Genomic DNA, 22,653 nt, shown 5'->3' with positions numbered 1-22,653 from the left:
ACTCGTGTCTAACAAACGATCCCCGCCCTGCGAAGGCGGAATATCGCCGGCCCGCGCCGCGCGGATCGCCGGCTCTCGCAGGGGACGCTACGAGCAGTCCGTAAATTTCGCCTTAGGGTAGCCCCTTCCTCTGTCTTCTCTTCTTTTCCGCGGCGGCGGGTCCCGCATCTTGTCGCGACGCGCAAGCCGGACGGCGCCGCGGGGGGAAGGCCCGCCCCATGCGGAACGGGTCGGGGCGGCAGGGCAGACCGGCCGCTCACGCGAATCCGAAGGGGCCGGAATCACTCGCGGGAGGTGCGCTCCGCGGCGCTGCGGCTCAGCCGTGCGGCCGAACGCGCGAGGCGGCGCCAGAAGGCCGCGACAGTGGCGGCGCAACGCGCAGGCGCGCCTGCGCGTTGCGCGGGGGAGACTGGCGCCGTGGCGCCCGCCGGGCCGGGCAGCCCGTCGGCCACGTGCCGGCGCCAATAGTCGGCCATGCGGCCCAGCGGGGGCACCGGGCGCGTTTCCGCCGGCTCCAGCCCGAAGGGGCCGAGCAGGCGGATGCGGTCGTCATGGTCGGCGATGGCGCGCACCACGAGGTCGGCACCCATGATGGCGTGGGTGAGCGCGTCGCCGCCGGGCGTGACGCAATACCACACGCCCTTCGGTCCTTCCTGGATCAGCGGCATCAGGCGGCGGGTCTGCGCGAGGAGAAGGCCGCGCGTGCCCTCGCCGGGCGCATCCTCGATGCCGGGGGCGACGGCGGCGCCGTGGCGGCGCAGGATGCGGGCGGCGGCGGCGCGCCCGGCCACCCGCGTCGCCGTCTCGGCGGCAAGGGCGAGGCGCTCCCCGTCCCAGTGCCAGCGCAGGCCCGTGCCCCCCACCTCCTCGGCAAGCCCCGCGAAGGGGACGGCGGCGCCCGCCACATGGAAGCGGCCACAGACCCAGGGCGTGGGCACCAGGCTCGGCACCAGCTCCGGCGCCACCCGGCTCAAGGCCGCGCCGCCGCTGAAGACCACATGGAATGCCCGCACCCGCACGCCCGGCGCGGTCACATACTTGCGCAGCCCGTGCACATCGGCCGAGAGCGCCTGGGTCGGCGGCATGATGGCGAGCTCGCCCTCCGCCGCCGCGGCCGCCAGCACCCCGCGGAACGCCGCAGCGTCCAGCCGGTGCGCAGGCGCGAGGCCGAGGGCCGCGGTGAAGGCCGGGGTGCCCAGCAGGCCGGCCACGTCGGCCGCGCCGAGCAGCACGCTCGAATCGGGGGCAAGCCCCTGGAGGGCCTCATGCTCGGCGGCGAGCTGCCCGGCCGCATGGGCCCGCGCCACCTTGAGCCGCCCCTTGGGGCCGATGGCGAGGCCCGCCTCCTGCGCCAGCAGCAGACCGCGCTGCGCGGCCTCCACCGAAAGGGCGAGCAGTTCCGCGGCATCGACGGCGCCCACCTGCGCCACCAGATCGCGCGCCGGAAGGGCGAAGCCTGGCGCGAGGGAGGCATCAAGGCCGAGCGTCGGCGCCTCGCCGGGTGTCGGGAAAAGCACGACATCCTGGCCGCGCGCCGCAAGGTCGCAGGCGACGAGAAGGCCCGCCGCATCGTCCCCCACCACGCACACGTCGCAGTCGCGGGTGGGGGTGAGGGCGGCGCCCCGCGCGGGGGCGGCGGCCGGCTGCGGGGTGGTCCTGGTCGTGGGTCCCGTCATGTCATGGCATCCGTCATGTCATGGCACCCGCTGCGGCGCCTTGCGGAATCGAGCGGCACGGGCGGACGACCCTCCGAAGGGGGGCGCCGCGCGGGCAAGTCTGCCCCAAATCTGCGCCGACAGCTTTGAAAATGCGTTTCCGCCGCTGCGAAAAGCCGTGGAATGGCCGTGAGATACCGCCCGGCGGCCGGCGCGACGCGGCGGCGCGGGAGCGTGCGGGTTGCGGCGCGGCAGCGAGCCCGGCATAAGGGGCCCGTCTTGAAGCAGCCTGGTCATCCCATGCGCCGTCTCATCCTGCTGCGTCACGTGAAGTCCGACTGGCCCAACGGCGTGGCGGACCAGGAACGCCCGCTGGCCCCGCGCGGCCGCGGCGCGGCGCCCCGCCTGGGAGCCTACATGGCCCAGCAGGGCCTCGCCGCCGATCGCGTGCTCGTCTCCCCCGCCCGCCGCACCCGCGAGACCTGGGAGCTGGTGTGCGGGCAGATGCCCCCGGTGCCCACCGTGGCGAGCGAGCCGCGCCTCTACGAGGCCAGCGCCTCCCGCCTGCTCGCGGTGGTGCGCGAGCAGCCCCGGCAGGTCCACACCCTCATGCTGGTGGGCCACAACCCCGGCATGGAAGACCTGGCGGCGAGCCTCATCGCCAACGGCGCCGCGCCCGATCTCCAGCGCCTGTCGGAGAAATTCCCCACCGGGGGGCTCGTCGTCATCGACCTGCCGGTGGACGACTGGAGCGCCGCCGCCCCGGCCAGCGGCCGCCTCGACCGCTTCATCGTCCCGCGCGACCTGATGGGAGGCGCCTGAGCCGATGGCGCCCTTCACCCGAGCCGTCGAGGACGCACGCATCGCGCTCGCGACCCTGGCCGACCGGGTTGAGGGCCTCGCCCACCCCACGCTGCGGCTCGGCGTCACCGGCCTGTCGCGGGCGGGCAAGACCATCTTCACCACCGCGCTGGTGCACGCGCTCATCCAGGGCGGGCGCCTGCCGGTGTTCGAGGCCCTGCAATCGGGCCGCATCGCCCGCGCCGAGCTGGAGCCCCAGCCGGACGACGCGGTGCCGCGCTTCGCCTACGAGGCCCATCTCGCCACCCTGGCCGGGGCGCGGGAGTGGCCCGCCTCCACCACGCGGGTGAGCGAGCTGCGCCTCTCCATCCGCTACGCCACGAAGCGCGGCGCCGCGCGCACCCTCGCCCTCGATATCGTGGACTATCCCGGCGAGTGGCTGCTGGACCTGCCGCTGCTCGACATGAGCTACGCCAATTTCGCCCGCCAGAGCCTGGAGCTGGCCCGCGCGCCGGCCCGCGCGGCGGTGGCGGGGCCGTTCCTGTCGGCGGTGGCCGCGCGCCGCGCCGACGCGCCGGCGGAGGAAAGCGATGCGCGCGAGCTCGCCACCCTCTTCACCGCCTATCTTTCCGCCTGCCGCTCCGAGAAGCTGGCCATGAGCCTGCTGCCGCCCGGCCGGTTCCTGATGCCCGGCGACCTCGAGGGCTCGCCGGCCCTCACCTTCGCGCCCATCGACCCGCCGAGCGTCGGCGCGCCCCTGCCGGGCTCGCTCGCGGCCATGATGGAGCGGCGGTTCGAGGCCTACAAGAACGCGGTGGTGCGCCCTTTCTTCCGCAATCACTTCGCCCGGCTCGATCGGCAGATCGTGCTGGTGGACGCCCTTTCCGCCCTCAATGCCGGCCCCGCAGCGCTGGCCGACCTGGAGCGGGCGCTCGACGGCATCCTCGCCGCCTTCCGCACCGGGCGGAACAGCCTCATCAGCGCCCTGTTCCGGCCGCGCATCGACAAGGTGCTGTTCGCCGCCACCAAGGCCGACCACCTGCACCATTCGAGCCACGACCGGCTTGAGGCCATCCTCGCTCGCCTGGTGGAGCGGGCGCGCGGGCGGGCGCACGAGCATGGCGCGCGCCTGGACGTGGTGGCGCTGGCCGCCATCCGCGCCACCCGCGAGGCCCGCGTGCGCCGCAACGGCGACGAGCTCGACGCCATCGTGGGCACCCCGGAGCGGGGCCAGGAGGCGGGCGGCCATCTCTTCGACGGAGAGGAAGAGGTGGCGGTGTTCCCCGGCGACCTGCCGGCCGACCCGGACGCCCTGTTCGATCCCTCCGGCGCCGGCTTCCGGGGCCTCGCCAGCGCCCATGTGGACGAGGCGGACTTCCGCTTCCTGCGGTTCCGCCCCCCGGCCGGCATTGGCGCGGCGGCGGCCATTCCCCATATTCGCCTGGACCGGGCGCTTGAGTTCCTGCTGGGCGACCGGCTGGCGTGAGGCCCACCACGCATGCGGCCCCTTTTCGCGGGGGACCGCAGGGAGAGGACATGACCGACGACCGCGTGAGCCCGCAGCGCCCCCCGCGCCGGCCGCAGGTGTTCAAGCTCGACGACAAGGACAGCGACATCGCCCTCGCCCCGCCGGAGCCCCCACCGGAGGCGGACCTGCCAGTGCCTGTTCGCGGCGAAGCCCCCCGGCGCTCCCGTTTCGGCATGACGCTCGGCGGGCTGTTCTGGACCGCGGCGGGCGGCGTGGCGAGCCTTGCGCTCTATGTGGGCCTGAGCCGGCTGGTGAGCGACCTCTACGCCCAGTCGCCGGTGCTCGGCTATGTGGGGCTCGGCCTCTCGGCGGCCCTGGTGGCGGCGGGCGCCGCCGTGCTGGCGCGCGAGGGCCTCGGCCTTGCCCGCCTCGCCCATCTCGACAAGGTGCGCGAGAAAGCCGCCGACGCCCTCGCCCAGGACGACCGCGCCCTGGCCGAGGCGGTGGCCCGCGACATGCTCCGCGTCACCGCCGCCGAGCCCACCCTCGCCCGCGCGCGGGGGGAACTACAGGGCCACCTCGGCGGCATCATCGACGGCGCGGACCTCGTCCGCCTCACCGAGCGCACGCTGCTGCCGTCCCTTGATGCCCGCGCCCGGCAGATGGTCGCGGAGGCGGCCAAGAACGTCTCGGTGGTCACGGCGGTGTCGCCGCGGGCCCTGGTGGACCTCGCCTTCGTGCTCTACACGGCGGTCTCGCTCATGCGGCGGCTGGCGCAGCTCTACGGCGGACGGCCCGGCGCCCTCGGCATGGTGCGGCTGGTGCGCCATGTGCTCGGCCACCTCGCCATCACCGGCGGCATGGCGGCGGGCGACACGCTGGTGCAGCAGATCATCGGCCAGGGCCTCGCCGCCCGCCTTTCCGCCAAGCTGGGCGAGGGGGTGGTGAACGGCCTGCTCACGGCGCGACTGGGCCTCGCCGCCATCGCCGTCACGCGGCCCCTGCCCTTCACTGCCTTGCCGGCACCGCGCCTCGCGGATGTCGCCACCGGCCTGCTGCGCAAGGCGGAAGAGGAGTGATGCCGAAGGCCCGTGAGCGGGACTCACGGGCCTCTGATCAAGCCCGGGCGATCCTTGAGCGAAACCGCTCTGCGCGATCGAAGACCGGGCCGATGGAATCAAAGCGCCTCACGCCGGCAGCAGATGGGCCGGTGGCTTGGCGAGGGGGTAGCGCAGCGGGCGGTTGCGCGCCAGGGTCTCCGCCGTGGGCCAGCCCACCACCGCCGAAAACAACGCGATGAGCCCCGCCGTGCTCCACTGGCCCTGGGCCAGGGTGAAGCCCACCACCGCCGCGAGCCCGAACGCTGCCACGATCCCGAGGACCACCATGAGCCACCATCGCGGCGCGCCATAGCCGCCCCGGCATTCCACCGTCGCACCCGCCTGCGCCAGCGCGGCGTGGAGCGCGCGGACGAAACGGGCATAGTCCGGCCCCTGGTCCTGCACCGCCGTGAGCGAGGTGCGCGAGGCCGAGGCGGCGACGAGGCGCGAGCCTTCTCGGCCGATGATCTCCATCTCGAAGGTGGCGCTCGCGAACTTGGCCGGCTGGAAGCGCAGGGTGAGCCGCGTGACATCGGCAAGCCGCAGCCGCCCCTCGCGCGGGCCCACCAGCCACTCGAGCGCATCATCCCCCAGGGCGAGCCGGACGCCGGCGCCGCCCAGGCGGGGGTGATAGGAATAGGTCAGGGCTTCGGTCGGTTGGGGCATGGCACCTCGCTACGGCGCCTGTGTCGGCGAAGGCGCCGCCCCGCGCAAGGCCGTTCTCGCTGGCCGATCGCCTGCGATACGCGAGCGCCGGCACAGGCACCGGGCCGCCACCGCGCATCATCCGCCGCAACACAGGGCCACCGAAACGTGCCACCCCAAAAGAAAGCGCCGCGCCCCCGAGGGGACGCGGCGCCGTCATCTCGATCAGACCCGCCGGGCCGGAGCGCTCAGGAGCGCTCCCGCACGTAGCGGCCCGGCGCGTCCTCGATGGGAGTGAGGCGGCCGCCGCCCACCTCGCGGGCGGGCACCTCGTCCGGGTGCCAGGAGGAGAACCAGTTGAGCCAGTCCGGCCACCAGGAGCCCTTGTGCTCCTGCGCGCCTTCGAGCCACAGGTCGAAGTCCGGCCCGATGGGACCATCGGACCAGTACTGGTACTTGTTCTTGGCGGGCGGGTTCACCACGCCGGCGATGTGGCCGGAGCCCGAGAGCACATAGCGCACGGGGCCCGAGAGCAGGTTGGCGCCCACATAGACCGACTTCGGCGGGGCGATGTGGTCCTCCCGCGTCGCCAGCGAATAGACCGGTACCTGCACCTTGTGCATGTCGAGCCGCACGCCTGCCAGTTCCGCCTTGCCCTTGGCGATGTTGTTGGTGAGGTAGCAGTTGCGCAGGTAATAGGAGTGGTTCGTCGCCGGCATGCGGGTGGAATCCGCATTCCAATAGAGCAGATCGAACGGGAAGGGCGACTTTCCCTTCATGTAGTTGTTCACCACGTAGGGCCAGATGAGATCATTGGAGCGCAGCATATTGAAGGCGGTCGCCATCTTGCTGCCCTCCAGGTACCCCATCTTCTTCATCTTGCGTTCCATCGCCGCAATCTGCTCCTCATCCACGAACACCTTCAGATCGCCGGCATGGGTAAAGTCGATCTGCGTGGTGAGGAAAGTGGAGGAGGCGATGCGGTCGTCGCCCGTCTCCGCCATATAGGCGAGGGTGGCCGCGAGCAGGGTGCCGCCCACGCAATAGCCCACGGTGTGCACCCGCCGCTCGCCGGAGGCGATGGCGACCGTGTCGAGCGCGGCCATGATGCCGTCGCGCATGTAGTCGTCGAAGCCCTTGGCGGCGAGGCGCGCGTCGGGGTTCACCCAGGAGATGGTGAAGACCGTGATGCCGTGGTCCACCAGCCACTTGATGAGCGACTTCTCCAGCGTGAGATCGAGGATGTAGAACTTGTTGATCCACGGCGGCACGATCAGCACGGGCGTCTTCTTCACGCTTTCCGTGGTCGGCGCGTACTGGATGAGCTGCATCAGCTCGTTCTCGTAGATCACCTTGCCGGGGGTGAGGGCGAGATTGCGCCCCACCTCGAAGGCGGTCATGTCGGTCTGGCGGATCTTCAGCGTGCCGCCGCCCTCGGTGAGGTCCTCCGCGAGGTTGCGCATGCCCTTCACGAGGTTCTCGCCGGATGAGGAGAGCGTCTCGCGGATCAGCTCCGGATTGGTGAGCACGAAGTTGGAGGGCGAGACCGCATTGGAGATCTGCTTCACCAGGAACTCGGCCTTGTGGCGCACATGGGGGTCGAGGCCCTCGGCCTCCTGCACCATGTCGTTGGCCCAGTTGGAGGTGACGAGATAAGCCTGCTTCAGGGCGTCGAAAATGGGGCTTTCCTGCCAGCCTTCGTCCTTGAAGCGGGCATCCCTGGGGTCGGGTGCCGCCACCGGCTCCGCCTTCTCGCCGGCGAGCTTCTTCATGGTGCTCGCCCACACCGAGAGATAGCCGCCCATCAGGCGCGTCTGGGCCTCCACGGCGCGCTGGGGGTCGGTCATCCAGTATTCGGCCACGTGGCCCACGGTCTTCAGCGCGTCGGCGATGTCGTCGGCGAGATCGTCGGTGCGGCCCGCCTCGCGCGGGGAGAGATAGGCCGCCACCGCCTTGCCGCTCTCCTCCACCAGCTGGGCGAGGTTGTGGGCGAAGGTCTCCACGTTGAGGCTCTTGGGCTCCTCCGCCGCCGGGGCCGCGGGCTTGGCGGGAACGGCGGCGGGCGCGGCCGCAGGCGCACTTTGGACCGGCTGCGCGGGGGCGCCCCCATTCGGCTCCGGCGGCGGGGCGGAGGGGGCGGCGGAAGTGGTCATGTCACGCTCCATGGGGCTGCATCCCTGAATTGCAACCATTGGGTGAGAGACGTGGAGGCCGGAGCCGGGCGGCTCCGCGGTGGCGGCAGGCGCCCCGCCCGCCCCGGAAGGGCGCGGCGCGAAGGCCTGCGGAAATTCGATGTCGGGCGTTCCCTCGCGTGCGGACATTCCGCCATCCCCTTGTTGCGTTCCGCTTTTTTAGCGGACTTTGGTGTCGCTTGTTTCGCGTTTCCGATTTTTGCGCATATTAGCGGACGAACGCACCCGGATCGAGCCTCGCGGGACTACGGAGGCCGCCCACAACCCGAGGGACACGCGTGCAGTCATGTCCATGATGCGCCCCTGCAACCGGACCCGCCTCGTCCTGGCGCTGCTCGCGGCGGCGGGCGCCCTCGCCGGCTGCTCGGGCGACGGCGCGCTCTCGTCGCTCCTGCCGCCCAATCCGCAGGTACCGGAAGTCCAAGGTGATTCCCACCCCACCCTGGGCACCACCACACGCGCCGGCGCGCAGCCGCTTTCCGAGGCCGACCGCGCCAAGCTGCAGGGCGACCTCGAGCGCGCCTCGCAGGCGAACGTGGCCAAGGCCGACGCCGCCACCCAGGCCGCCGCGACACCCGGGAATTGATGCCTCACACGCCTCTTCGCCCCAGAACCATCGCATTCGTTGCTTCTTGATTCCGCGAAGAGTGCTAAAAGACCCGTCCGCCGCGCCGGGAGTGACAAGACGCGCGGCACCCTGGAGCAATACGATGACCACCGATTTCCACCGCATTCGCCGGCTGCCGCCCTACGTGTTCGAGCAAGTGAACCGTGTGAAGGCCGCCGCCCGCAATGCCGGGGTGGACATCATCGACCTCGGCATGGGCAACCCGGACCTGGAAGCGCCCGCGCATGTGATCGAGAAGCTCAAGGAGACCATCGGCCGCCCCCGCACCGATCGCTACTCCGCCTCCAAGGGCATACCCGGTCTGCGCCGGGCGCAGGCCGGCTATTACGAGCGGCGGTTCGGCGTGAAGCTGGACCCGGAGCGCCACGTGGTGGCCACCCTCGGCTCGAAGGAAGGCTTCGCCAACATGGCGCAGGCCATCACCGCGCCCGGCGACGTGATCCTCACCCCCAATCCCTCCTATCCCATCCACGCCTTCGGCTTCCTCATGGCGGGCGGCGTCATCCGCTCGGTGCCGGTGGAGCCGGGGCCGGAGTTCTTCCATGCCATGGAGCGGGCGGTGCGCCACTCCATTCCCAAGCCCATCGCTGTGGTGCTGTGCTATCCGTCCAATCCCACGGCGTGCGTGGCGGATCTTGAATTCTACAAGGACGTGGTGGCCTTCGCGAAGAAGAACGAGCTGATCGTTCTCTCCGACCTCGCCTATGCCGAGCTCTATTTCGACGACAACCCGCCGCCCTCCGTGCTGCAGGTGCCGGGCGCCATGGACGTGACGGTGGAGTTCACCTCCATGTCCAAGACCTATTCCATGGCCGGCTGGCGCATGGGCTTCGCGGTGGGCAACGAGCGCCTCATCGCCGCGCTCTCGCGCGTGAAGTCCTATCTCGACTACGGCGCCTACACGCCGATCCAGGTGGCCGCCACCGCCGCCCTCAACGGCCCGCAGGAGTGCGTTGCCGAGATGCGGGAGACCTACAAGAAGCGCCGTGACGCGCTGGTGGACTCCTTCGGCCGCGCCGGCTTCACCGTGCCCTCGCCCAAGGCCTCCATGTTCGCCTGGGCCCCCATCCCCGAGCCCTTCCGCGCCATGGGATCGGTGGAGTTCGCCAAGCTCCTCATCGAGAAGGCGGAAGTGGCGGTGGCGCCGGGCGTCGGCTTCGGCGAGCACGGCGACGGCTTCGTGCGCATCGCGGTGGTGGAGAACGAGCAGCGCATCCGCCAGGCGGCGCGCAACATCCGCCGCTTCTTCGACCAGGCCGGCCACACCCTCCACAACGTGGTGCCCCTGACCGCCGCCGGCTGACGGCGCCGGCGCGGCACTCCCTCCAGACATCACGCCCGCCCCGCGCGGGCGTCCTGTTCCCACCGAAGAACCGGTCCGATCCATGAGCGACTTGAAAGTGGGCCTCGCCGGCCTCGGCACCGTCGGCGCCGCCGTCATCCGCATGCTCGAACGGCGCGCAGGCGACCTTGCCGCCCGCACCGGCCGCGGCATCAAGGTGGTGGCGGTCGCCGCCCGCGACCGGACCCGCGACCGCGGGGTCGATCTTTCCGGCGTGCGCTGGCACGAGGACCCTGTGGCGCTGGCCCGCGACCCCGGCATCGACGTCTTCGTGGAGCTCATGGGCGGGGCCGACGATCCGGCCAAGGCCGCGGTGCTGGCGGCGCTCGACCTCGGCCGCCCGGTGGTGACCGCGAACAAGGCCCTGCTCGCCAAACGGGGCGCGGAGCTGGCCCGGCGGGCCGAGGCCACCGGCGCCAGCCTCCATTTCGAGGCGGCGGTGGCCGGCGGCATCCCCATCGTGAAGACCCTGCGCGAATCGCTCTCGGGCAACGCGGTGGAGCGGGTGTCCGGCATCCTCAACGGCACCTGCAACTACATGCTCACCCGCATGGCGGACGAGAAGCTCGCCTTCGACACCTGCCTCGCCGAGGCCCAGCGCCTGGGCTATGCGGAGGCCGACCCCACCTTCGACATCGATGGCTTCGACACCGCCCACAAGCTCGCCATCCTCACCTCGCTCGCCTTCGGCACCCAGGTGGATGCCGACGCCATCTATGTGGAGGGCATCCGCCAGCTCACCCTGGAGGATATCGAGGCCGCCGACGACCTCGGCTACAAGGTGAAGCTGCTGGGTGTCGCCCTGCGCACCGAGACCGGCATCGAGCAGCGCGTGCATCCCACCATGGTGCCCAGGCACTGGCCCATCGCCCAGGTTTCCGGCGTCACCAACGCGGTGGCGGTGGACGCGGACGCGGTGAACCTCACCCTGGTGGGCCCCGGCGCGGGCGGCGACGCCACCGCTTCCGCCGTGGTGGGCGACCTCGCGGACGTGGCGCGCGGCGCCAGGGGCTTCGCCTTCGGCCAGCCGGTGGCCACCCTGATGAAGCCCGAGCGCGCGCCCATGCAGCGCCATGAGGGCGGCTACTACATCCGCCTTTCGGTGGTGAACAAGCCCGGCACCGCGGCCACCATCGCCCGCCGCATGGCGGACGAGGGCATCTCGCTGGAATCCATCGTGCAGCGCCGCCCCGACGGCGCGCAGGGCGAGCGCGCCCAGGGCACGGCGCGGGTGATCCTCATCACCTACGCCACTTCGGAGGCGGCCGTGCGGCGCGCCATCGCCGCCATCGAGGCGGATGGCGTGGTGAGCTCGCTCCCGCAGGTGATCCGCATCGAGAAGGACTGAGGCGAGAGGTTTCGAATCATGTGCGCCGCTCCCCTGGCCCAGAGAATGCCCCAGACACTGGACCGCCGCCTCGCCCTCGATCTGGCCCAGATCACCGAGCGCAGCGCCGTGGCCGCCGCCCGGCTGCGCGGCCGTGGCGACGAGCAGGCCGCCGACCTCGCGGCCATGGCCGCCTGCCACCGCGAGATGAAGGGCCTGCCGGTGAACGGCACCCTCGTCATCGGCGAAGGCGTGAAGGATGAGGTCGAGCTGCTGTTCGTTGGCGAGACGTTCGGCACCGGCGGCGAGAAGGTGGACCTGGCGGTGGATGCGCTCGAAGGCACCACCCTGTGCGCCAAGAACATGGAGGGCTCCATCTCGGTGCTCGCCATCGCCGAGGCGGATTCGCTGCTGAAGGTGCCGCCGGTCTACATGGAGAAGCTCGCCATCGGGCCCGGCTATCCGGAGGGCATCGTCTCGCTCTCGCAGGCGCCGGAGGAGAACGTGCGCGCGCTGGCGGAGGCCAAGGGCGTGCCGCCCTCGGAGATCACCGCCCTCATCCTGGACCGCCCCCGCCACGCCCCGCTCATCGAGGCGGTGCGCAGGACCGGCGCGGCCATCAAGCTCATCACCGACGGCGACGTGGCCGGCATCATCCACACCACCAATCCGGAAGAGAGCGGGGTGGACATCTACCTCGGCCTCGGCGGCGCGGCGGAAGGAGTGCTGGCGGCGGCGGCGCTGCGCTGCATCGGCGGGCAGATGCAGGGCCGCCTCGTCATCGACAGCGAGAGGAAGCGCGAGCAGGCCAAGGCGCTCGGCATCCGCGACGGCTCCAAGATCTACCAGCTTGAGGAGATGGTGCGGGGCGACTGCATCGTCTCCGCCACCGGCATCACCGACGGCGCGCTGCTGAAGGGCGTGCGCTTCGGCCGCGAGGTGATCGAGACCGACACCGTGGTGCTGCGCGCCGCCACCGGCACCGTGCGCCGCATCACCACCCAGCACCGCGATTTCCGCAAGTTCCGCATCGAGGCGTAGGCCCCCCGCGCGGCTGTCTTTTCCCTGATACGGGAAGGGTGTAGAGAGCTTCGCCCCAGGGTGCCCGCACCGGTCGCGGGCGATGAGGCGAGGAGAGCAAGATGGCGGAAGCAAAGGCAAGGATCGCGGTTCTCGGCGCCTCCGGCTACACCGGTTCCGAGCTGGTGCGCCTGCTGCTGCGCCACCCGCGGGTCGAAATCGTCGCCCTCACAGCCGACCGCAAGGCCGGCATGTCCATGGCCGACGTCTTCCCCCAGTTCGCGCCCTTCCCCCTGCCCACGCTCGTGACCATCGACGCGGTGGACTTCACCGCCGTGGACCTCGTGTTCTGCGCCCTGCCCCACGGCACCACGCAGGAGGTCATCCGCAAGGTGCTGGCGGCCTCGCCGACGGTGAAGGTGGTGGACCTCTCCGCCGACTTCCGGCTGACGGATCCCGGCGCCTACGAGCAGTGGTACGGCCACCCCCACGCCGCCCTGGAGCTGCAGCAGGAGGCGGTGTTCGGCCTCGTCGAGATCTATCGCGAGGAGATCCGCAAGGCGCGGCTGGTGGCCAATCCCGGCTGCCACACCACCACTTCCATCCTGCCGGTGGTGCCGCTGCTGGAAGCCGGCGCCATCGACCCCGAGACCATCGTGATCGATTCCAAGACCGGCATGTCCGGCGCCGGGCGCTCCGCCAAGGAGGCGATGCTGTTCTCCGAGGTTTCGGAGGGCATCCACGCCTATTCGGTGGGCTCGCACCGCCACATGGCCGAGCTGGACCAGGAATATACCAAGGCCGCCGGCCGCCCGGTGGCACCCATGTTCGTGCCGGTGCTGGCGCCCATGAACCGGGGCATCTACGCCACCATCTACGTGCGCACCACCGGCGCCACCGCGCAGGACCTGCACAATCTCATCGCCACCTATTACAAGGGCGAGGGCTTCGTGCACGTGCTCCCGTTCGGGGCGGTGCCGCAGTCGCGCCACGTGCGCGGCTCCAACATGGTGTTCATCGGCGTGGTGGCGGATCGCGTGCCCGGCCGCGCCGTCATCCTGTCCACGCTGGACAACCTGGTGAAGGGCGCCTCCGGCCAGGCGGTGCAGAACATGAATCTGGTGCTCGGCTTCCCGGAAGCCATGGGCCTGGAGCAGATCGCCCTGATGCCCTGACCCGGCGGCCCCGCCGGCTTCGGCCTTCGACGACCGCCTCGGCCCCGCCGTGGCGGTCGTTTTCGTAAGGGAAGCTCGTCTGCGGAGATATCGTTCCGTTACGGCATGGTTACCAAATCGTAAATATCGTGGTGGATATCAACCTGGAACGAGTCGCCGCCTCGATTATGGCAGGATAGCTTCCCCATGCCTGTGCATGCACAGGCATTTCGACTCGACGTTCCCTCCATTCGTGCCTTTTGGATTCAACGCCGATGAGCTTCATCATCTGCCTAGCGGCGCTCTTCTTCCTGATGTTCGTGGCCTACCGCGGCTTCAGCGTCATCCTGTTCGCGCCGGTCGCCGCCCTCGGCGCGGTGCTTTTGACCGATCCCGGCGCGGTTCCCGTCGTCTTTTCCGGCCTGTTCATGGAAAAGATGGTGGGCTTCATCAAGCTCTACTTCCCCGTGTTCCTGCTGGGCGCGGTGTTCGGCAAGCTCATCGAGCTGTCGGGCTTCTCGCGCTCCATCGTCTCGGCCATCGTGAAGCTGCTGGGGCCCTCGCGCGCCATCCTGTCCATCGTGCTGGTGGGCGCGCTGCTCACCTATGGCGGCGTTTCGCTGTTCGTGGTGGTGTTCGCGGTCTATCCGTTCGGCGCGGAAATGTTCCGCCAGGTGGGCATTCCCAAGCGCCTGCTGCCGGCGGTGGTGGCGCTCGGCGCCTTCTCCTTCACCATGGACACCCTGCCGGGCACCCCGCAGATCCAGAACATCATCCCCACCACCTTCTTCAAGACCACCGCCTACGCCGCGCCGATCCTCGGCTTCGTGGGCACGGCCTTCATCCTGGTGGTCGGCCTCTCCTACCTGGAGTTCCGCCGCAAGCAGGCGCAGAAGAAGGGCGAGGGCTACGGCACCGGCCACCTCAACGAGGTGGTGGTGGACGAGAGCGTGCCGCTGGTCTCGCCCCTGCTCGCCCTCTCCCCGCTGGTGGTGGTGGGCATCGCCAACCTGATCTTCGCCCGCCTCATCCCCACCTGGTTCGAGCCCACGGCCAGCGCCACGCTGGTGCCCGGCGCGGCGGCGGTGAGCGTGCCCACGGCCACCTGGGCGGCCATCTGGGCGGTGCAGGCGGCGCTGCTCCTGGGCATCGTCACGGTGACCGTCCTCGGCTTCAAGGCCATCGCCGGCAAGTTCTCCGGCGGCTCCAAGGATGCCGTGGGCGGCGCCCTGCTCGCCAGCCTGAACACCGCCACCGAATACGGCTTCGGCGCGGTGATCGCGGCCCTGCCGGGCTTCCTGGTCATCAAGTCGGCCCTGTCGGCGATCCCCCATCCGCTCATCAACGAGGCGATCACCGTCACCACCCTGGCCGGCATCACCGGCTCGGCGTCGGGCGGCCTCTCGATCGCGCTCGCGGCCATGTCGGAGCAGTTCATCGCCCAGGCCCACGCCTACGGCATCCCGCTGGAGGTGATGAGCCGCGTGGCCTCCATGGCCTCCGGCGGCATGGACACCCTGCCCCACAACGGCGCGGTCATCACCCTGCTCGCGGTGACCGGGCTCACGCACCGCCAGTCCTATGGCGATATCTTCGCCATCACCCTCATCAAGACGGCGGCGGTGTTCTTCGTCATCGCCTTCTACTGGCTCACGGGCCTTTACTGAGACCATCGGCGCCGGTCCCCGGCCGGCGCCGAGCGCCTTTCGCGCACCCCGCCCGGGCCTTGCCAAGGCCCATGGCGAGACCCAGCAGAGACCCCCGCGCGCCAGCCGGTGCGCGGGGGTTTTTCATTTGGGAGCGCGGCTTCAGCGCCTCCCGCCGCCCTTCCCGGCCTCCGCTTCCGGAGGCAGGGAGAAGATTTCGGCGGCCGCCACCAGCGGCGGCACCATCAGCGCCCACATGCCCAGCAGCAGGTACAGGAAAGCCGCCATGCCGCAGCCGCCGACGAAGGCGGCGAAATTGGCGCTGAAGCGGACCAGGCGCTCGCGGGTGGCGGGGCGGTCGGTTTCCGGATGGGGGCGCCACAGGGCCATGGCATCCACCAGGATCTGGGTGATGGTGCCGGTGACCATGGTGGAGGGCGGCAGGTCCTTCAGATGGGTGCGGTGCAGGGCGTTCTGCAGCGCCATGGCGCTCACCAGGGTCATGGCGGTCATCAGCGCGCTCGGCGCATCGGGATCGAGGAACGGCCCGAGGGTGATCGCCACCAGGGCCGCATGGGCCAGCAGCACCAGCTTCATGGCCATGAGGATGCGGAAGTCGCTGTGGCCGCGCATCGCCATGGCCCTGCCCAGCAGGTGCGCCGCCGCCACCACCGCCGCGAACACCGGAATGGCGATGACCTTCCCGATGTCAGGCGCGCGGCCCTCGGCCACCGCGGCGGAGAAGGTGACGATGTTTCCCGTCACATGGGCGGTGAAGAGCCCGCCCAGGGCCACGAAGCCCGCCGTATCCACGAAGCCCGCATTGAAGCACAGCAATATCGGCAACACCCGGCGCACGCGAACCCCCGCAGAATCGACGCACCGGCGCGGATAATGCCCCGCCGGCGCCATGGCCGCACCGCCATATGCCGCCGCCCGCGTCCGCTGCCGAGCGCGGCCTCAGCCCCCCATCTCGGCCACATCCTTGATGCGCAGGGAGACCCGCGTCTCGCCCTGCCAGGTGTCGGGCTCCAGCGTGCCCGCCACGTGCAGCGGGCGCCCGCGCGCCGCCAGCAGGGCGCGGCCCAGCGGCTCCTCCGCCACGCGGAACGCCACCGCCCGCAGGCCCGATCCGTCGCCCGCCATGAGCCGCGCCCGCACGTGGCCGGCGCCGAAGCTCTCCACATAAGCGAGCTTGTGGTTGGGGAAGGCGAACACCGGCTCGGCATTGCCTGCGCCGAAGGGCCCGGCGCGGGCGATGGTCTCGGCCAGCGCCGGGGTGGCGGCGGCGGCAGTCAGGGCGCCATCCACCGTCAATGCGCCCTCGGCGCGGGCGCGCTCCACATCGGCGGAGAGCTTCGTCTCCAGATGGGCGCGCAGATCGCCGAGGCGGGCGCGCTCCACGGTGAGGCCGGCCGCCATGGCGTGGCCGCCGCCCTTCACCAGCAGCCCCTTCTCCACCGCCTCGCGCACAGCGCGGCCGAGGTCCACCCCCGGCACCGAGCGGCCGGAGCCGGTGCCCGTCGCCCCGTTGAGGGCGATGGCGAAGGCCGGGCGCTGGAAGCGCTCCTTGAGCCGCGAGGCGACGAGGCCCACCACGCCGGGGTGCCAGCCCTCGCCGCTCACCACCACCACCGGCCCCTCGTCGTTGAGGCCGAGGGCCGCCTGGGCCTCCGCCTCGGCGGCCGCGACGATGGCCCGCTCCACCTCCTGCCGCTCGGTGTTGAGGCGGTCCAGCTCGGCGGCGATGGTCTTCGCCTCCATGGGATCGGGGCTGAGCAGCAGGCGCGCGCCCAGGGCGGCATCGCCGATGCGCCCGCCGGCATTGATGCGCGGACCCAGGATGAAACCCAGGTGATAGGGTCGCGGCGGCCCGTCGAGCCGCGCCACGTCCATCAGCGCGGTGAGGCCCACCCGGCTGCGCCGCCTGAGGGTGATGAGCCCCTTGGTGACGAAGGCGCGGTTGAGCCCCTTCAGGGGCACCACGTCCGCCACCGTCGCCAGGGCCACGAGGTCCAGCGCCTCCAGCAGGTCCGGCGCCGGCCGCGCGGTGCCGAAATGGCCCTTCTGCCGCAGCGCCCGCACCAGCCCCACGGCAGTGATGAAGGTGAGCCCCGCCGCGCACACATGGCCGAGGCCGGAGAGGTCGTCCTCCCGGTTGGGATTGACGATGGCATGAGCGGGCGGCAGCGCCTCGCTCGCCTGGTGGTGGTCGATCACCACCACGTCCATGCCGAGGCGCCGGGCGGCGGCCAGCGGCTCGGCGGAGGTGGTGCCGCAATCCACCGTCACCAGCAGCGTCACGCCCTCGGCGGCCAGCGCCTCGATGGCCGGCACGTTGGGGCCGTAGCCTTCGTAGATGCGATCCGGGATGTGGAAGCGGGGGTCGAGCCCCGCCGCCCGCAGTACTCCCACCAGCAGCGCCGTGGAGCAGGCGCCGTCCACGTCATAGTCGCCGAACACGGCCACGCTCTCGCCGCGCATGGCGGCATGGGCGAGGCGCTCCACGGCGGGGGCCATGTCCGTCAGGGTATCGGGATCGGGCAGCAGGGTGCGGATGGCGGGGTCGAGATAGGTCTCCACCTCCTCCAGCGCCACGCCGCGCCCGGCGAGCACGCGGGCGAGCAACTCGCTCACGCCATAGCGCTGGGCCATGGCGAGCGCGGTCTGCGCGCCGCGCGCGTCGAGCCGCTCCCGCCAGGCGCGGCCGGTGGCGGAGTGCGACACATTGAGGAAGGGGCGATTCGTCAGGGCGATGCTCACGCCGGCATGAAGCCAGAGCGGAAAGGCCGCGTCGAGGCACCCGCGCGCAGGGCCTCCATGCGGCCGCGTCCAACCCCGCCCGCTCAGAGCGCGTGCGTCACCAGCAGCATCGCGAGCGCCGCCGCGGCGGCGACGCCGGTGGCGGCGGAAAAGCGCGCGGTGAAGGCGCGCGTGCCCCCGGCGGCGGCGAACGCGACCCGCCCCACCCCGTTCATGCCCAGCGCGATCAGGATGCACAGGGCCGCGCCCTCCATGGAAAGGCCGTTTCCGGCGAGACGCGTGGCGTTCAGCGAGGGCACGTCCACGTCCACGAGGCCGGCGACCGCGCTCACCGCATAGAGGCTGTCCGGCCCCACCGCCTTCAGCAGGAAGCCGCTGACGGCGGAGACGACACCGAACAGGGCGGCGAACGCCGCGAGGGGGGCGATGTCGATGGGGTTGCCGAGCCGGGCCTCCCCCCGCGCGCCCGCGCCCCGGCGCATCATGAGCAGGCCGCAGATGCCGAAGCCGGCGGCGGCGGCCAGGGCCGGCGGGCCGAGATGAAGCAGCAGCTCCGGCCGCACCAGCAGGCAGATGGCCAGCACGCGGAGCACCGAGACCATGGCCGCCAGCGCCGCGCCCCCCGCCAGCAGGCCCGCGGGCTCGCCGCCGCTGGCGCGCCGGGCAAAGGCGATGGTGACCGCCGTGGAGGACACCATGGCGCCCCCGAGCGCGGAGAAAAGGATGCCCTTCTCCGGCCCCGCCACCTTCACCGCCACATAGCCGGCGAACGAGATAGTGGCCGTAAGCACCATGAACAGCCAGATCTGGCGCGGATTGATGCTGTCGAAGGGGTCGATGGTCCGGTCCGGCAGCAGGGGCAGCACGATGACGGTCATCACCAGCAGCAGCAGGGCCGAGCGCAGCTCCGGCCAGGTGAGGTGCCGCACCATGCGGTGGAGCATCTCCCGCTCGGCGAGCAGGGCCGTGACGGCGATGGCGCCGGCGGCCGCCGCCTCCGTATCGCCCACCACCGCCAGCGCGCCGAGGGCGAACACCAGGATGGCGGCGACGATGCCGGTAATGGAATAGTCGTCGTCGCGCACCATCTCGCGATACTTGAAGGCGGCAAACAATGCGCTGGCGGCGAGCCCGGCCATGATCAGCAGCGCCGGGCTCGCCAGCGCCTGGGAAAGGGCGGCACTGACGCCGCCGAGGAGCCCGATCAAGGCGAAGGTGCGGATGCCGGCGGTGCGGCTGCCCTCCTCCTCCTTGCGCTCGCGCCACCCGCGCTCCACGCCCACCAGGAGGCCGATGGCGAGGGAGACCGCGAGGTGAAAGATCAGATGGTCCATGATGCTCCGGGCCGCTCGGGCGGGACTGCCGCTTCCGCTGATCCTAGCCGAACCGGCGGCCGAGGTCCGCCATGCGGTCGCGGCCTCCTGGCGCCATGGCTGCGCCGCTGCCCGCGCGCGGCGCGTTTCTATTTTGTTCCCGTCAGGCGCAAGCTCTGCCATCATCTGGCCAGCGATGGTCGCGCCGGAACACGATTCGCGTGCGCGGTCCCCTGCCCTCTGCTATCGACGGCCCATGTCCGATACCGACGATCTCTTCGGCTCCGCCTCCCGCTCCCGCGCTGCTGCCAAGGCGCCGGCGCGGGGCAAGGCTGCCGCCGTTCCCACCATGGCCTCCGACTACACCGCCGCCCACATCGAGGTGCTGGAAGGGCTGGAGCCGGTACGCCGGCGGCCGGGCATGTACATCGGCGGCACGGATGCCAAGGCGCTGCACCACCTGTTCGCCGAGGTGGTGGACAATTCCATGGACGAGGCGGTGGCGGGCCACGCCTCCTTCATCGAGGTGCACCTGGGCACCGACGGCTACCTCACCGTGACCGACAATGGGCGCGGCATCCCGGTGGAGGACCACCCCAAGTTTCCCGGCAAGTCCGCGCTGGAGGTCATCATGACCACCCTGCACGCGGGCGGAAAATTCGACAGCAAGGTCTATGAGACCTCCGGCGGCCTCCACGGCGTGGGCGTCTCGGTGGTGAACGCCCTCTCCGACCACCTGGAGGTGGAGGTGGCGCGCGAGCAGACCCTCTACCGCCAGCGCTTCTCCAAGGGCCTTCCCGAGGGGCCGGTGGAGAAGGTGGGCCGCATCACCAACCGGCGCGGCACGCGGGTGCGCTTCCACCCCGACCCCGAGATCTTCGGCCCCGCGCTGCGCTTCGAGCCGGCGCGCGTGTTCCGCATGGCGCGCTCGAAGGCCTACCTGTTCGGCGGAGTCGAGATCCGCTGGTCGTGCGACCCGGAGCTTCTCAAGGGCGTCGAGGGCGTGCCGGAGAAGATGGTGTTCCGCTTCCCCGGCGGCCTGCGCGACTATCTCGCCGCCGATCTCGAAGGCCACACCCTGGTGCATCCGGACCTCTTCTCTGGCCGCATCCAGAAGCCGGGCGGCCATGGCTCGGTGGAGTGGGCGGTGGCCTGGGTGGCCGATGGCGACGGGGGCATCGCCTCCTACTGCAACACCATTCCCACGCCCGATGGCGGCACCCACGAGAACGGGCTCCGGGCGGCCCTGCTGAAGGGCCTGAAGGACCATGCCGAGCGCTCCGGCCAGGGCAAGCGCGGCGCCGTCATCACCGGCGATGACGTGACCACCGGCTGCGCCGCCATGCTCTCCGTGTTCGTGCGCGAGCCGGAATTCCAGGGCCAGACCAAGGACCGGCTGGCCACCACGGAAGCCGCGCGTATCGTGGAAAGCGCCCTGCGCGACCCCTTCGACCACTGGCTCGCAGCCAACCCCAACCAGGCGAGCCGGCTGCTCGAGCATGTCATCGACCGGGCGGAGGAGCGCCTGCGCCGCAAGCAGGAGCGCGAGATCTCCCGCAAGACGGCGGTGCGCAAGCTGCGCCTGCCGGGCAAGCTCGCCGACTGCTCCAACACCGAGGCGGCCGGCTCCGAGCTGTTCATCGTGGAGGGCGATTCGGCCGGCGGCTCCGCCAAGCAGGCGCGCGACCGCAAGACCCAGGCCGTGCTGCCCCTGCGCGGCAAGATCCTCAACGTGGCGAGCGCGGGGCGCGACAAGCTGGCCCAGAACCAGCAGATCTCGGACCTCACCCAGGCGCTGGGCTGCGGCACCGGATCGACCTACCGCGACGCGGACCTGCGCTACGAGAAGGTCATCATCATGACCGACGCGGACGTGGACGGCGCCCACATCGCGTCCCTGCTCGTCACGTATTTCTTCCGGCAGATGCCGCACCTCATCGAGGAAGGGCACCTCTATCTCGCGGTGCCGCCGCTCTACCGCATCACGCAGGGGGCGAAGACCCTCTATGCGCGTGACGACGCCCACAAGGAAAAGCTGCTGAAGAAGGAGTTCACCGCCAAGGGCAAGGTGGAGGTGGGCCGCTTCAAGGGCCTCGGCGAGATGATGCCGGCCCAGCTCAAGGAAACCACCATGGACCCGAGGACGCGCACCCTCCAGCGCGTCAGCATCCAGGATGCCGAGCGCGCCGCCACCGCCGACATCGTGGAGCGGCTGATGGGCAACAAGCCGGAGGCGCGCTTCATCTTCATCTCCGAGCACGCCGCCTTCGCGGACGAGGATCTGCTCGACATCTGATACCGGCAGTCCCGGACCCTGGCCCGGCGCCGGGCGGGGCTCCAGCGCCGCGCAGGCTTGGCGCAGGGGTCCGCGGGAGACCCGCGCCCGCCCCAGGCATGACGGGCGGGGCAGCCGCCCGCCGCCTCAGCCCGGCTTGCCGCTCCCCCGCGGCGCCAGGCGCGAGGCGGGATAGGCGAGCGCGATCAGCACCGCGCCGGCCATGAGGAACACCGGCTCCACTCCGGCGCGCGCGGCGGCCTGCGCCATCACCAAGGCGCCCAGCGCCTGGCCGATGAAGAAGGACGAGGCGAACAGCGCCACCGCCGAGCCGCGCGCCTCCGGCGCCAGCTCCGTGGCGAGGATTTGCAACACGTTGTGCAGCATGTAGAAGGTGAAGCCGCCGAGGGCGAACAGGCCCGCCACCACCATGAGCTGCGGCACCAGGGCGGAGGCGATGAACAACAGGCCGAGGCTCACCCCGCCCACGCCCATCATGCCGCCGAGGCCGAGGGTGCGCACCAGCAGCGGCACCGCGAGGCTGTAGAAGGCGCCGCCGATGGCGAAGGCCGCCAGCACCAGCCCTGCCTCCACCGCATCGCCCAGGCCATGGGCCACCATCAGCGGCGCCACCATGGGGAACACCCCGAAGGAGAAGGCGCCCTCGATGGCCACCACCGCGTAGACCTTGATGGAGAGGGGGTTGCGCAGCACCGTGCCGTAGCGGGCGAGGGAGGCGCCGAAGGAGAGCGGCTCGCGCGCCTTCAGCTCCTTGATGCCGAGGAAAGTCGCGAGGGCCGCCGCGCCGGCGATGACGCTCGCCGTGGCGAACACCTCCCGCCACCCCACCCATGCGGCGATGAAGCCCGAGGCGGCGGAGCCCAGGAGTTGCCCCAGCACCAGCGCCAGCAGGATGCGGCTGAGCGCCACGGGGCGCCTGTCGAAGCTCACCCGGTCCCCGACCATGGCCAGCACCACCGGGATGATGCCGCCGGCGAAGGCGCCCGAGAACACCCGCGCGGCCAGCAGCATCTGGTGGCCGGTTGCCAGCGCCGAGGCGGCGAGCCCGAGCGTCAGCAGCACCAGATTGAACCGCACGAGCCGCACCTTGCCCACCGCATCGCCGATGGGGCCGAACACGAGCTGCATGGTGGCATAGGGCAAAGTGAAGGCGCTCGCCAGCATGGCCACCTGCTGCAGCGTCACGTTCAGATCGGCCGCGAGGATGTTGAGCATGGGGTCCACGGCACGCATGGAAAACGTGCTCGCGAAGGTGGCGAGGCCGAGAACGAGCAGGAAGGGCATGAACAGAACCAGGGCGGGA

General features: G+C 71.2%; 17 protein-coding genes. 10 read left to right on the top strand and 7 right to left on the bottom strand.

All coding sequences use genetic code 11. The features are described from left to right. Window positions 1–281 precede the first annotated feature (281 nt). Entirely contained in the window at window positions 282–1,676 is a 1,395-nt protein-coding gene (locus V5F75_RS10415; RefSeq protein WP_394036560.1) for an FAD-binding oxidoreductase/lyase, read from the bottom strand. A gap of 279 nt (window positions 1,677–1,955) precedes the next feature. On the opposite strand from V5F75_RS10415, the gene V5F75_RS10410 reads away from it, so the two are divergent. The 3 genes from V5F75_RS10410 to V5F75_RS10400 are packed head-to-tail and all read left to right on the top strand — an operon-like array spanning window position 1,956 to window position 5,003. Beyond that, window positions 1,956–2,477, top strand: coding sequence for a SixA phosphatase family protein (locus V5F75_RS10410; RefSeq protein WP_394036596.1), 522 nt, complete (start codon window positions 1,956–1,958; stop codon window positions 2,475–2,477). 4 nt (window positions 2,478–2,481) lie between these two features. Continuing rightward, window positions 2,482–3,942, top strand: a complete 1,461-nt coding sequence (locus V5F75_RS10405; protein WP_394036558.1) for a YcjX family GTP-binding protein — start codon at window positions 2,482–2,484, stop codon at window positions 3,940–3,942. 50 nt (window positions 3,943–3,992) lie between these two features. Beyond that, a complete protein-coding gene (locus tag V5F75_RS10400) occupies window positions 3,993–5,003 on the top strand; it encodes a YcjF family protein (RefSeq protein ID WP_394036556.1) in 1,011 nt (336 codons plus the stop codon). A 108-nt stretch (window positions 5,004–5,111) separates the two neighbouring features. Here V5F75_RS10400 and V5F75_RS10395 read toward each other — a convergent pair whose 3' ends face one another. Together V5F75_RS10395 and phaC are read right to left on the bottom strand one after the other, a co-directional pair. Continuing rightward, window positions 5,112–5,690 (bottom strand): hypothetical protein, encoded by a 579-nt coding sequence (locus V5F75_RS10395; RefSeq protein WP_394036554.1) that lies wholly within the window; start codon window positions 5,688–5,690, stop codon window positions 5,112–5,114. A gap of 227 nt (window positions 5,691–5,917) precedes the next feature. Further along, the gene (gene phaC, locus V5F75_RS10390; RefSeq protein WP_394036552.1) at window positions 5,918–7,822 is read right to left on the bottom strand and encodes a class I poly(R)-hydroxyalkanoic acid synthase; all 1,905 of its coding nucleotides are present in this window, start codon (window positions 7,820–7,822) and stop codon (window positions 5,918–5,920) included. A gap of 325 nt (window positions 7,823–8,147) precedes the next feature. Here phaC and V5F75_RS10385 point away from each other — a divergent pair, with 325 nt between their 5' ends. From V5F75_RS10385 to V5F75_RS10360, 6 genes are all read left to right on the top strand, one after another. Then, a complete protein-coding gene (locus V5F75_RS10385; protein ID WP_394036550.1) occupies window positions 8,148–8,447 on the top strand; it encodes a hypothetical protein in 300 nt (99 codons plus the stop codon). A gap of 124 nt (window positions 8,448–8,571) precedes the next feature. Beyond that, window positions 8,572–9,792, top strand: coding sequence for an LL-diaminopimelate aminotransferase (locus V5F75_RS10380; RefSeq protein WP_394036548.1), 1,221 nt, complete (start codon window positions 8,572–8,574; stop codon window positions 9,790–9,792). A gap of 82 nt (window positions 9,793–9,874) precedes the next feature. Continuing rightward, complete coding sequence (locus V5F75_RS10375; protein WP_394036546.1) at window positions 9,875–11,179, top strand: homoserine dehydrogenase; 1,305 nt, start codon at window positions 9,875–9,877, stop codon at window positions 11,177–11,179. Window positions 11,180–11,224: 45 nt separating this feature from the next. Then, window positions 11,225–12,199, top strand: a complete 975-nt coding sequence (gene glpX, locus V5F75_RS10370) for a class II fructose-bisphosphatase (protein ID WP_394036544.1) — start codon at window positions 11,225–11,227, stop codon at window positions 12,197–12,199. Between the two features lie 101 nt (window positions 12,200–12,300). Next, window positions 12,301–13,353 (top strand): N-acetyl-gamma-glutamyl-phosphate reductase, encoded by a 1,053-nt coding sequence (gene argC / locus V5F75_RS10365; RefSeq protein WP_394036542.1) that lies wholly within the window; start codon window positions 12,301–12,303, stop codon window positions 13,351–13,353. A 254-nt stretch (window positions 13,354–13,607) separates the two neighbouring features. Next, window positions 13,608–14,999 carry a GntP family permease gene (locus tag V5F75_RS10360; RefSeq protein ID WP_394036540.1) on the top strand — a complete coding sequence of 464 codons (1,392 nt, stop codon included), beginning with the start codon at window positions 13,608–13,610 and terminating at the stop codon, window positions 14,997–14,999. A gap of 141 nt (window positions 15,000–15,140) precedes the next feature. Here the strand turns inward: V5F75_RS10360 and V5F75_RS10355 are convergent, their stop codons facing one another. The 3 genes from V5F75_RS10355 to V5F75_RS10345 form a co-directional block, all read right to left on the bottom strand. After that, entirely contained in the window at window positions 15,141–15,827 is a 687-nt protein-coding gene (locus V5F75_RS10355) for a YoaK family protein (RefSeq protein WP_394036538.1), read from the bottom strand. 111 nt (window positions 15,828–15,938) lie between these two features. Continuing rightward, a complete protein-coding gene (recJ, locus tag V5F75_RS10350; RefSeq protein WP_394036536.1) occupies window positions 15,939–17,741 on the bottom strand; it encodes a single-stranded-DNA-specific exonuclease RecJ in 1,803 nt (600 codons plus the stop codon). A gap of 83 nt (window positions 17,742–17,824) precedes the next feature. Further along, the gene (locus V5F75_RS10345) at window positions 17,825–19,075 is read right to left on the bottom strand and encodes an MgtC/SapB family protein (RefSeq protein ID WP_394036534.1); all 1,251 of its coding nucleotides are present in this window, start codon (window positions 19,073–19,075) and stop codon (window positions 17,825–17,827) included. A gap of 235 nt (window positions 19,076–19,310) precedes the next feature. Here V5F75_RS10345 and parE point away from each other — a divergent pair, with 235 nt between their 5' ends. Then, complete coding sequence (gene parE / locus V5F75_RS10340; protein WP_394036532.1) at window positions 19,311–21,350, top strand: DNA topoisomerase IV subunit B; 2,040 nt, start codon at window positions 19,311–19,313, stop codon at window positions 21,348–21,350. 126 nt (window positions 21,351–21,476) lie between these two features. Here the strand turns inward: parE and V5F75_RS10335 are convergent, their stop codons facing one another. Then, window positions 21,477–22,634 carry an MFS transporter gene (locus V5F75_RS10335; protein WP_394036530.1) on the bottom strand — a complete coding sequence of 386 codons (1,158 nt, stop codon included), beginning with the start codon at window positions 22,632–22,634 and terminating at the stop codon, window positions 21,477–21,479. Between the last annotated feature and the right edge of the window lie 19 nt (window positions 22,635–22,653).

Source organism: Xanthobacter albus (genome assembly GCF_043194895.2).
GTDB lineage: Bacteria > Pseudomonadota > Alphaproteobacteria > Rhizobiales > Xanthobacteraceae > Xanthobacter.
Note: the sequence above shows the minus strand (reverse complement) of the source record. Positions and strands in the feature narration are given on the sequence as shown.

Coding starts and splice junctions, on each gene's coding strand:
- V5F75_RS10415 (WP_394036560.1), bottom strand. CDS start 1,676: ATGACGGGACCCACGACCAGGACCACCCCGCAGCCGGCCGCCGCCCCC.
- V5F75_RS10410 (WP_394036596.1), top strand. CDS start 1,956: ATGCGCCGTCTCATCCTGCTGCGTCACGTGAAGTCCGACTGGCCCAAC.
- V5F75_RS10405 (WP_394036558.1), top strand. CDS start 2,482: ATGGCGCCCTTCACCCGAGCCGTCGAGGACGCACGCATCGCGCTCGCG.
- V5F75_RS10400 (WP_394036556.1), top strand. CDS start 3,993: ATGACCGACGACCGCGTGAGCCCGCAGCGCCCCCCGCGCCGGCCGCAG.
- V5F75_RS10395 (WP_394036554.1), bottom strand. CDS start 5,690: ATGCCCCAACCGACCGAAGCCCTGACCTATTCCTATCACCCCCGCCTG.
- phaC (WP_394036552.1), bottom strand. CDS start 7,822: ATGACCACTTCCGCCGCCCCCTCCGCCCCGCCGCCGGAGCCGAATGGG.
- V5F75_RS10385 (WP_394036550.1), top strand. CDS start 8,148: ATGTCCATGATGCGCCCCTGCAACCGGACCCGCCTCGTCCTGGCGCTG.
- V5F75_RS10380 (WP_394036548.1), top strand. CDS start 8,572: ATGACCACCGATTTCCACCGCATTCGCCGGCTGCCGCCCTACGTGTTC.
- V5F75_RS10375 (WP_394036546.1), top strand. CDS start 9,875: ATGAGCGACTTGAAAGTGGGCCTCGCCGGCCTCGGCACCGTCGGCGCC.
- glpX (WP_394036544.1), top strand. CDS start 11,225: ATGCCCCAGACACTGGACCGCCGCCTCGCCCTCGATCTGGCCCAGATC.
- argC (WP_394036542.1), top strand. CDS start 12,301: ATGGCGGAAGCAAAGGCAAGGATCGCGGTTCTCGGCGCCTCCGGCTAC.
- V5F75_RS10360 (WP_394036540.1), top strand. CDS start 13,608: ATGAGCTTCATCATCTGCCTAGCGGCGCTCTTCTTCCTGATGTTCGTG.
- V5F75_RS10345 (WP_394036534.1), bottom strand. CDS start 19,075: ATGGACCATCTGATCTTTCACCTCGCGGTCTCCCTCGCCATCGGCCTC.
- parE (WP_394036532.1), top strand. CDS start 19,311: ATGTCCGATACCGACGATCTCTTCGGCTCCGCCTCCCGCTCCCGCGCT.
- V5F75_RS10335 (WP_394036530.1), bottom strand. CDS start 22,634: ATGCCCTTCCTGCTCGTTCTCGGCCTCGCCACCTTCGCGAGCACGTTT.